Annotated in this window: 9 protein-coding genes; 6 read left to right on the top strand and 3 right to left on the bottom strand. The window is 36.6% G+C overall.

Annotated features, from left to right (window positions below):
- Positions 1-351 precede the first annotated feature (351 nt).
- Both A7Q09_RS01005 and cynS read left to right on the top strand, forming a co-directional pair.
- Complete coding sequence (locus A7Q09_RS01005; RefSeq protein WP_134389470.1) at positions 352-1,338, top strand: DUF6607 family protein; 987 nt, start codon at positions 352-354, stop codon at positions 1,336-1,338.
- A gap of 203 nt (positions 1,339-1,541) precedes the next feature.
- Positions 1,542-1,982 (top strand): cyanase, encoded by a 441-nt coding sequence (cynS, locus tag A7Q09_RS01000; protein WP_134389469.1) that lies wholly within the window; start codon positions 1,542-1,544, stop codon positions 1,980-1,982.
- 56 nt (positions 1,983-2,038) lie between these two features.
- Here the strand turns inward: cynS and A7Q09_RS00995 are convergent, their stop codons facing one another.
- Both A7Q09_RS00995 and A7Q09_RS00990 read right to left on the bottom strand, forming a co-directional pair.
- The gene (locus A7Q09_RS00995) at positions 2,039-3,478 is read right to left on the bottom strand and encodes an amidase (RefSeq protein ID WP_134389468.1); all 1,440 of its coding nucleotides are present in this window, start codon (positions 3,476-3,478) and stop codon (positions 2,039-2,041) included.
- A 465-nt stretch (positions 3,479-3,943) separates the two neighbouring features.
- Positions 3,944-4,438 carry a hypothetical protein gene (locus A7Q09_RS00990; RefSeq protein WP_208526654.1) on the bottom strand — a complete coding sequence of 165 codons (495 nt, stop codon included), beginning with the start codon at positions 4,436-4,438 and terminating at the stop codon, positions 3,944-3,946.
- A gap of 630 nt (positions 4,439-5,068) precedes the next feature.
- Here A7Q09_RS00990 and A7Q09_RS00985 point away from each other — a divergent pair.
- The 4 genes from A7Q09_RS00985 (at position 5,069) to A7Q09_RS00970 (ending at position 8,031) form a co-directional block, all read left to right on the top strand.
- A complete protein-coding gene (locus A7Q09_RS00985) occupies positions 5,069-5,422 on the top strand; it encodes a hypothetical protein (protein WP_134389467.1) in 354 nt (117 codons plus the stop codon).
- A 184-nt stretch (positions 5,423-5,606) separates the two neighbouring features.
- A complete protein-coding gene (locus A7Q09_RS00980) occupies positions 5,607-6,188 on the top strand; it encodes a PD-(D/E)XK nuclease family protein (protein WP_166791880.1) in 582 nt (193 codons plus the stop codon).
- A gap of 549 nt (positions 6,189-6,737) precedes the next feature.
- A complete protein-coding gene (locus A7Q09_RS00975; protein ID WP_134389465.1) occupies positions 6,738-6,947 on the top strand; it encodes an FtsK/SpoIIIE domain-containing protein in 210 nt (69 codons plus the stop codon).
- Between the two features lie 547 nt (positions 6,948-7,494).
- Positions 7,495-8,031, top strand: coding sequence for a cupin domain-containing protein (locus tag A7Q09_RS00970; RefSeq protein WP_134389464.1), 537 nt, complete (start codon positions 7,495-7,497; stop codon positions 8,029-8,031).
- A 36-nt stretch (positions 8,032-8,067) separates the two neighbouring features.
- On the opposite strand, the gene A7Q09_RS00965 is transcribed toward A7Q09_RS00970, so the two are convergent.
- Positions 8,068-8,781 carry an energy transducer TonB gene (locus tag A7Q09_RS00965; protein ID WP_134389463.1) on the bottom strand — a complete coding sequence of 238 codons (714 nt, stop codon included), beginning with the start codon at positions 8,779-8,781 and terminating at the stop codon, positions 8,068-8,070.
- Between the last annotated feature and the right edge of the window lie 534 nt (positions 8,782-9,315).

Genomic DNA, 9,315 nt, shown 5'->3' with positions numbered 1-9,315 from the left:
CTGAGCCGTTCTCGCAGGAATGGAGATGGACAGGTAAGTGAGGCCGATGAGAGTGTCAGAGTCTATCAAAACCTCAACACCCTCATCGGAGAGCTTGCCCTGGCTAAATCTGGTCAGTTATCTCCAGGAATCCCCTGCCTTTAGGCATGGGGAGGATGTCAATGATTCTTCTTTAATATCTATTGATAGTAAAGAGTGACAATGTGTTTAAATTTATTGGAAGGTTCTTTATAAGACAATTGTCTAGGCATTGTAGAACAGTAGAAACAATATCATTGAATGGGTTGAATAAAAAATCAAAAGATAATTCTATCCTTGGATAATCCATAAATTTTGGTGGTATCATTACCTATGCAAAAATGGATTTTTTTACTTATTGCTGGACTTGGCTTTGTGGCTTTTCCGATAATATTTGCCTTTGGACTCTCTACAGATGATAGACTAGCTACTGATCGAAAAGCCATACTTTCTATGGTAGGAAACTGGAGAGTCAGCTATCGATTCAACGAGCTTTATCCATTACACCCGGGCTATAGCCTTCATGCTCCATATGATATCAAAGGGTATGAAAAAGTGATCATTGCCGAAGAGAAGCCTAAGCATATAAGCCTACAACATCTACTGGTTGATTCTAGGAAAAGAGTCATTAAGCATTGGAGGCAGGATTGGGATTATGAAAGAGAAGCTTTTTGGGTCTATGCAGGTAATAACAGTTGGAAGATAATAAACCTTAATCCACAGGAGGTTAAAGGTTGTTGGACGCAAACTGTCTGGAATGTTGATGATTCCCCTCGTTATGCTAGTTATGGCCGTTGGAATCATACAGAGAGTTATTCGGAATGGATATCAAACAAGCTGATGAGACCGCTGCCTCGAAGAGAATTATCAAGACGATCTGACTACAACCTGATGGAATCGGTCATGCACCAGATTGTTTTTCAAGAAGGTTGGATTATTCAAGAGGATAACGAAAAGTGGATAAAAGAACCGTCTAATACTTATGCACTTGTTAAGGAACTGGGAATAATTTCGTATAGTTCGGAAAACCAGTTGGACTTCTCTGCCGCTCTCTCTTATATGAAAAAAACAGAAAAGTTTTGGAGTAGTGTTAGATCCGTGTGGGAAGAGATATTGGGAGAGTATCTAGAGATAAAATATAAGGAAAAAGGGGAGGGGAAAAAACTACTAGCAGAAGAGCTTTTTGCGGAAGCTGAAAAGTTTGGTTCTACACCCAAGACCGACAAACAGCTGCATGATTTGATTACTAAAATAATTGAAAGTCATTTTATTTTGGTACCAAAAGGCAAGAAAGGGAACCTTTCTTTTTTATGTCAATAAATTATTTTTTGCCATTTGCAATGGAAAGTCTTGAAAGAGTTGGAATTTTAAGGAGTTGAGGAATGCTAGACAAAATCTTTAATTTCTTATAGTAGCTAAGTAGCTAAGCATAGTTCTTTTTTTCATTTGTATACCATCTTATTGTTACAGAAGAGAGAGCAGAAAAATTAAATAGCCTCCAATTGGTAGAAAGAAGGTTTTTTATGAATCGAGATTGGATCAAAGAGAAGATATTACTAGCAAAAGAGAAAAAAAGGCTTTCGTGGGAAGAACTTTCTAAAAAAACAGGGATCTCAGAGGTATTTTTAGTTGCTGTTTGTTTTGGGAAAGCGGTTCCCAAAAAAGAACAAGCAGATCTCTTATGCCATGTTCTAGGTCTAGAGCCTGAAATTTCCGAAGCCTTACAGAAACCTGTTGATAGAAGTTGGGAAAAACAAATACCCAATGATCCAGTCCTTTATCGTTTTTATGAAGCTTTTGGAGTATATGGGGAAGCTGTTCGAGAACTCATTTGGGAAAAGTTTGGAGATGGCATTATGAGTGCTGTTGACATGGAAATTTCCATCGAAAAAGTTGAGTCTTCTACTGGACCGCGGATAAAACTCATGCTGAATGGAAAGTTCCTTCCCTACAAGAAATGGTAACAAATGACCATTGCCATTTTTTATAAAACAAACATTTCTTCTAAAAGCTTTTACACTTAGTCCTTTGATGCAGAAAAAGCTATTGGAGGCCATTTATCTTGCCATGGGCAAGCCTTTTGGAAGGCATAAGCTGCTCTTAGTGTCGTGAAATCATCTAAATGTCTTCCAGCAATCTGAAGACCTACAGGAACGCTTTTTGATGTCCAACCCGCTGGGACGGCAGCTGCGGGCTGTCCAGTCATGTTCATAATGTAGGTAAATGGAATCCAAGAAAGCAGTGGGTCAGCCCTTTCCCCATCAATAATGTCTGGTCCTTGAAAATAGAGAGGGAAAGGAGGAACAGCAGTGACAGGGGTAAGAAAAAGATCATACTGTTCCATAAGTTTACTCATTTCAAAAATCACTTTCCTTCTTATTTTCAATGCTTGAGAAAAGTCTTCAGGCTTAAAACTGCGTTCCAGAAATCTCGTGATATGACTGCTGATTTTCTGGCTGTTTTCACTTACTGCTTTCTTTAGCACTGGCAAATCTGCTCCAAAATATACCAAAGTAGAGAAAGCTTCTGAAGGATCTGGCCAGCCGGGATCCACTTCCTCAATGTTACATCCAAGATCCGTTTCAAAAAGTTCAATTGATTTTGTAACGATTTGTTTTACTTCAGGATCAATGCGTGCATACCCAAGATCCAGGCTGTAGGCTATCTTTAAACCTCTGATATCTTCTTTTAAACAATCACTCCAGCAAAATTCTGCTTTAGGGAGTGAATAAGGATCAGAAGGATCCGGTCCAGAGAGAACAGACAAAAAAAGCACAGCGTCTTCTACTGTTCGACTAAGAGGACCAGCATGGGAAAATAATTCCCAGTGCTCTAAATCCCTTCCCTTCCCAATAGGCCATGGGAGTCTACCTCTTGAGGGCTTGTAACCGAAAATGCCACAGAAAGAAGCTGGAATACGAATAGATCCTCCACCGTCGCTACCTAAGGAGAGTGGACAAAGACCTGTGGCAACAGCTGCTGCTGAACCTGAACTAGAACCACCAGAGGTATACTCCAAATTCCATGGATTTCGAGTCGCTGGAAAAATTGGATTGTGGCTTGTCGCGCTAAAGCCAAATTCAGGCATGTTTGTTTTGCCAAGAATAAGTGCTTTGGCTTCTTTTAGTCTTTTGACAAGTAGATGATCTTCTTTAGCTATATAATCTTTTAAAAGATAGGAACCAAAGGTTGAAGGCGTAGAAACAGTATCAAAGTGATCTTTGATTGCGATAGGAATGCCAAACAAAGGAGAAAATGTGTCTCCATGAAGAATCTCCTTTTCGAGTGCTTTCGCTTTTTCTTTGGCTGCATCTATCGATAGAAAAGTAAATGCATGAATAATTGGATCGATATTCTTAATTCTTTCGGTGTATAAATCGACGAGTTCCACCGGTGAGAGTTCTTTCTGCCTGATCAATTGGCTAAGTTCAGTGGCACTTTTTTTCCAAAGTTCTTTCATGAATTCTCCCTTTTTGAATGTATATCCAAAAATAAATTCTTCGCAAAGAGGCCGTTTTTAGGACTTAGCAAAGAGTAGCTTTCCTTTACTTCACTTTCCAAAGCATAGGCTATTGAACCTTCTTTTTATTCATTGGAACCATTCATGGAAAACTGGAGCATAGAACTGAGCGCCTCTTGCACCGCTAATTTGCTTTCTTTAAGAGGTATGGAGGAGGACTAAATATAGAAAAGCAGAAAGAAGGCTTTTTCTAAGCACTCTTAGTTTTAAATATTAGATGCGAGAACATTTAGAAAGGTCTTGGTTAAAATTTTAGAAATGCTGTGATAGCTAGGAATGATAAAGAGGATTTTTATGTCAATCTAGGGTTTTATTTCCTATTCTTCTCATTCATATTAACATGTATAATTATTTTCTTTTCAAAAAAAGAATGCAGATAAAAATAATTATATATTTATAATTCTTTTAAAAATTCTGAGATTGTCCTTCTTTCTCCCAGGCTTGTGCATCTTTTTCATAGGGAGAGTTGGTATACCCATCAATGAGCAAAGATTGAAGGTAATTTTGAAGATAAGATTCAATACTGCCAGCTTGTTCGAATTGATAGACATGGCGACATTCGTGAGCTAATACCTTTTCTGAAAAGTTATTATTACGAATAAAAATTGTATAACCAAGGGCTAAACCAATCGTTGAAGGAAAATTAAGTCCAGTACTTCTCGCTACCTCTAAAAGTTGAGGGTCTTCAGGTTGAGGGATCTGATCAACAAAAACTAGCCGGATCCTTTCAGGAAATCGGACACCCACTCTTTTTGCTATTATAAGCTCAGCATCAGAAAGTAGGCGCCCTTCTTTTGCTTTTTCTTCTACAACTTTCTTTGCCCAAGAAATCCCACGAGCTATAAGATTATTAATCAATGCGCTAATGCGCTGAAAAAAACCGTTGAATAAATTAGTCATATTTATTCTTCCTTTTATTTTCTAAATCTAATATGAGAGTTGTTGGGAAACAATTAGAAAAATCCAAAGGATTGGATAGGAAAACGCATACAAATCCAGACTTTTCTCAAAACGACAAAAATTCACCAAAACGGATTTCCTCTCTATCTGTATTCCCATGATATTCTACATAACTACTTAAAGAGAGCTTTTAGAAACTTCGGGCAATGGACTTGATCTGAAAAGGGTTAACATAGCCGAAACTTTTTGTTCTATTTTTTTATAAAGAGATGGACTCTTGTCTATATGTTTATCCTCTGGGTTTGGATTCATTCCACTTTTAATCTTTATGGATTTTATGTAATCATGCTCTTTTTTGGTTTTCCGTTTAGCCTTTTGTTGATTTTGTTCAAAAGGGTATGAAAAAGCAGCCTAATTTACATTTAGTTTTATAAACTCAATAAAATTTCAAAAAGATTTTTGAACTAAAAAGAATAGCTTAGAAGATTTAAAGAAAATCAACGAATATTCTTTTCCCTTTTAAATCCTTTGGATTATCCAGAACTTTAGGGTTAGAAATTCTTAAAAAAATATTATGCTCGACTTTGAAGTAATTTAGTGTTCAAAATATGGGGTTCAGGGCTTAGAAAAATGGGTAAAGCTTCAAAAGAAAAGAAAAAAAAGGCTTCTTTTGAAATAAGAGAGAGATTATTCAAGCTTCTGGAGAAAGCAAAAGAAAGGGGTTTATCGAAAAGCCAGCTTCTTCCAAAAAAGGATAGTTCAGAGGAGCACAATAGCCAACTTAACCAACTGATCCAGGAAAATAAGGTCATTAACCTTTCTAAAAGATATTATTTGTTTGAGTATGCGCCTAATGTGAAAAAGATCTCTGGCAAAATTGAAAAAACCTTAGAATCCCTTTTTCCTGCTGATGAAAAGCCTATTGAATACAAGCCTGTTACTGCAACCCAATTGTACAAGAAATGCCTAAATTGTCCTAACTAAATTGTCCTAAAACTCTTTTTCAAGAGACATTAGACTGTTTAATCGCTGATAGTCTTCTGATTCCCTTAAGGATAGGCAAAATAAGGTATTATTTGCCTATGGCTCTTTTTTGTAAAAAAGAAAAAAAGACACTTCTATTATTAATGGAATTGAGCTTACTGTAAGCAGCATTATAGAAAAGGTTTTGAGCAATAAGGCCTCAGGGACTATAAAACAACCAGACTCCAATCTGGGTGCTTATTTTCATAAGATAATTGCTGATTTCAGCAAGGAAGCAAAAGAACACCCTTTTATTCATCAGCATCAATGGCCTAGAAGGTTTCAAGAATTAATGCGAGGTATAGTAGCCAATGATGATTTAACGAATGAGGAAAGAAAATTTTTAGAAGATGCTTTAAATGCCTTTTATAATTACTTGCTAGAAGAACTGACTAGATTCGCTAACCGATTAGATCATCTTTTCTGGGAGATTGAAAAGGATATCCATGCCTATTATGACAGAAAAGACAGTATAAAAATAAAAATTATTGGAAGAATCGATCGATTAAGTAAAATGACAGCCAATGCTATCGAATTAGTCGATTACAAAATACTAAGAGATGAATCATCTACTGCGAATCAAAAAGACAAACTTCAGCTTGCTCTCTATACCTGGATTTTAAAGCAGTCAGGTCTGGAACCAACTCGAATAAGCATTGCTTCCTTCTGTCCGAATAGAAAAGTCATCGAGCTGAATAAAAATGAGCTAGAAAGCTGCAAATGTTAGTGAATGTAAAATTGCTCCGCAATTGATTCGGTTTCTTGTTGAAAAAGATTTAACAGTAAGATTGACGAATATCGTAAATAGAAAACATTCAGGTACATCTTGGACTAGATGTTCCTCCATTTATCGATACGTATAGAAATTATGTAAAGATCGATGCAACCATCCCTCAAATAGACTGCGTAGTTCCTTGGAAGGAAGCATTAAACTATCTAGAAGGAAATCTTTGGTTTCCAATTGGGAAAACGATTGATTTAGAACAATCCGAATGGATTATCGGTAATTTTACTGATAGCAATTTTGCTCATCTATTAGTAGCTGGAACCACAGTAGGGGAAAAGCCAATTTTTGAAGTCGCTTATCGGAGCCATTCTTTATAAATATCCAAAAAAAGCTACTGTCTCTGTGATTGATTTTAAAGGGACTGATTTTCCTCCCCAAGAAAGCAAAAAGGACATAAAGGCGATTGAGAATTTATTGAAATAAGCAGTTCAGCAAATAGATGAACGGAATGAAATATTAAGGAGGAAAGGATTTAAAGACCTTAATAGCATGTATAAAGCAGGAAAAGGAAACATTCCATATTGGATTATTGTGATTGATGAGTATGCAGATATAATCTCTAAACTGGGAAGAAGATCTAAACAAGAGTTTGAAAGTCATATTCAACGAATTGCTCAGAAGGGAAGAAGCGCTGGAATTCATCTTGTCATTTCTACTCAAATTCCTAGGAAAGAGGTCGTTTCAGGACTAATCAGATGATGTCTGGCTGGAAGGATTTGTTTTAGAGTAACGGATGATACTGAATCCTTGCTTATCCTTGATAGAGGGGGAGCAGAGCAGCTCAGGGGTAAAGGAGATCTGCTTTGCAATTTTTGACACGGAAGACTTTTGAGAGCGCAATCTGCTTTCCGATGAAGAATGGAGAAGAGTTGTCTTACAAGCCAGATATAGTTAGATAATAAGTGCAATGTTTCTAGGAAGAAGAGCAAAAGCAAATTTGGTGATGAGATTTCATTTAAAGTCGATGTCCCTTAATAATTTTTTTTTCTGTTTTGAGCTGTTGCCTTCTAAAAGTGTTATTCTTTCTTTTATAGAGTTTCTTTTTTATTTTTCCATAATGAATAATGAATAATAGGTGTAGGTAGTAGGCTTTTCATCATTGAGATTATTATCATTTGTTTTCATAGGATAGATTCTTTTGGGCTTACTTCTCTAATTTTCAAGTTCAAGATTATGTTTATTTATAGAAGTTAAAGCCAGAATTAAGCAACAAGAGGTTATTGCTTCTTCAAAATTGACTAAAATTATGCACCGAATAAAGCCTGATGAAATATTCTTGACTGCTTTTAAAGGGTTCCCCAATAGCCATTTACCTGTTCTTCATTATCTAGGAGTTTTAAAGGAATTTGAAAGAAAGCCTTCTGTCGTTGAAGAACTTTTCTATTTGCATCATTGGCAAGGATCTTGGGTCAATGGAATTTATTCTTTTGATCATTTTCATTCGACTACACATGAAGTACTTGCGGTAGTCAGTGGACAAGCCAAGGTTAGATTGGGTGGTCCTAGAGGCAAAGGGATAGATTTGAGTGTAGGAGACGTAGTGGTGATTCCTGCTGGAGTAGCGCATGCGCGGCTTTGGGCTAGTTTGGGCTTTCTTGTGGTTGGAGCTTATCCAGAGGGTTGGTCATGGGATCTGCGTCGAGGGGATCCAAAAGAACTGCCTATTGTTTTGGATAATTTAGCTCGAGTAGCTCTTCCTAAGACTGATCCGGTTTATGGTGCAGATGGCCCACTGGTTGAAATTTGGAAGCATGTTTATGAAAGAAACAGAGACAAAGAATGAATATAATAATTTCTTCTGTTATTCAAAGGTATGAATTTAAGAAACTAAAGAGGGCGAATCGTTTTCTTCTTCTAATTCAAAGATTATTTCTTCGAGAAAAACTTTTTTCATCACCTTTGGGAATTGCCAATGCGCCTCAACCCAATATTTTGCGGTCTGGTCCAAAAGGGGATAACCTGAAGATTTTACAATCGTTGAAGAAATCACTTTTCCATTCTGCACGGTAATTCGAAGGACAACTTTACCTTGCATATGATTTAACCGAGCCAATAAAGGATAGGGAGGAACTGGAAGATGGTAGGAAACTAGACCATGGCTTCCATTTAGCTCTTTGGTATTCGAAAAATCAATGGGAGAACTATACCTTTCTTCTTTTTTACTCTTTTTAGGGGAAGAGTAAGTATATTTTCCAAGATCTTTTGATAGTAGGGTAGAAGAAGGATGGGTGATGTTTCCATCAGTTTTTATAGGTGAAATCGATTGAGGTGGATCTTGTTGTTTTGTCTTTTCTGCAAAAGGGTGTGAGGAGACAGCAGGTGGTTGAGCAATAAGAGCAATGGCAATCTCATCTTCCTTGTTTAATAATCCTTGTTGTGCGATTGTATCTTTTTTTTCTTCTGAAAATCTGCAATCAAGCAAAAGCCCATGAGTAACAAATGCAAGGATGAGACAAAATAAGAAAGTATAGTTTTTGCTGCCAGAAGAGAGTGTATCTTCCGGAGGGCTTTGTTGAAAGAGTATCCTCTTCATGCTTAAAACATGAACCAAGAAGGTCTTACCGGAACCTTAATAAAGGGCTTTTAGCTATTAAAAGATGGTCAAAAAACCGGAAGCTAAAATGAACAATGACCAGGAAAGGGATTAGGGAAAGGTATTAGTTGGACTAGAAAAAATCAGGTCAAAAAAAGATAAATATCGGACAATACAGAGTTGAGGATAAGTGGGATTAAAAAAGATGAGGATTGATCAACAAAGGAGGTTGGCTCTGCATTTTTTTTATAGATACCATTGATCGATCCGATTCTGGTTTATGGGAGATAAGAATGAGATTAGAAGATTCTTTGAGATCTATAATTATCTAACGAGAAAGGATATAAAAAAAATGTGTAATCTTGATCATTTCTATTATCAGGAATTGTTAAAGGAGAAGGAGCAATTAGTTTTACCATCCATCGCCGTAATGCCCCTGCCTTCAGGCATGGGGATATAAGGCGATAAATTATAGCTATGTGTAGTATAATTATGTATGAACAGAAAAGAACAATTGAAATCCAATAAAAATAT

Source organism: Methylacidiphilum sp. Yel (assembly GCF_004421185.1).
Taxonomy (GTDB): Bacteria; Verrucomicrobiota; Verrucomicrobiia; order Methylacidiphilales; family Methylacidiphilaceae; genus Methylacidiphilum.
Note: the sequence above shows the minus strand (reverse complement) of the source record. Positions and strands in the feature narration are given on the sequence as shown.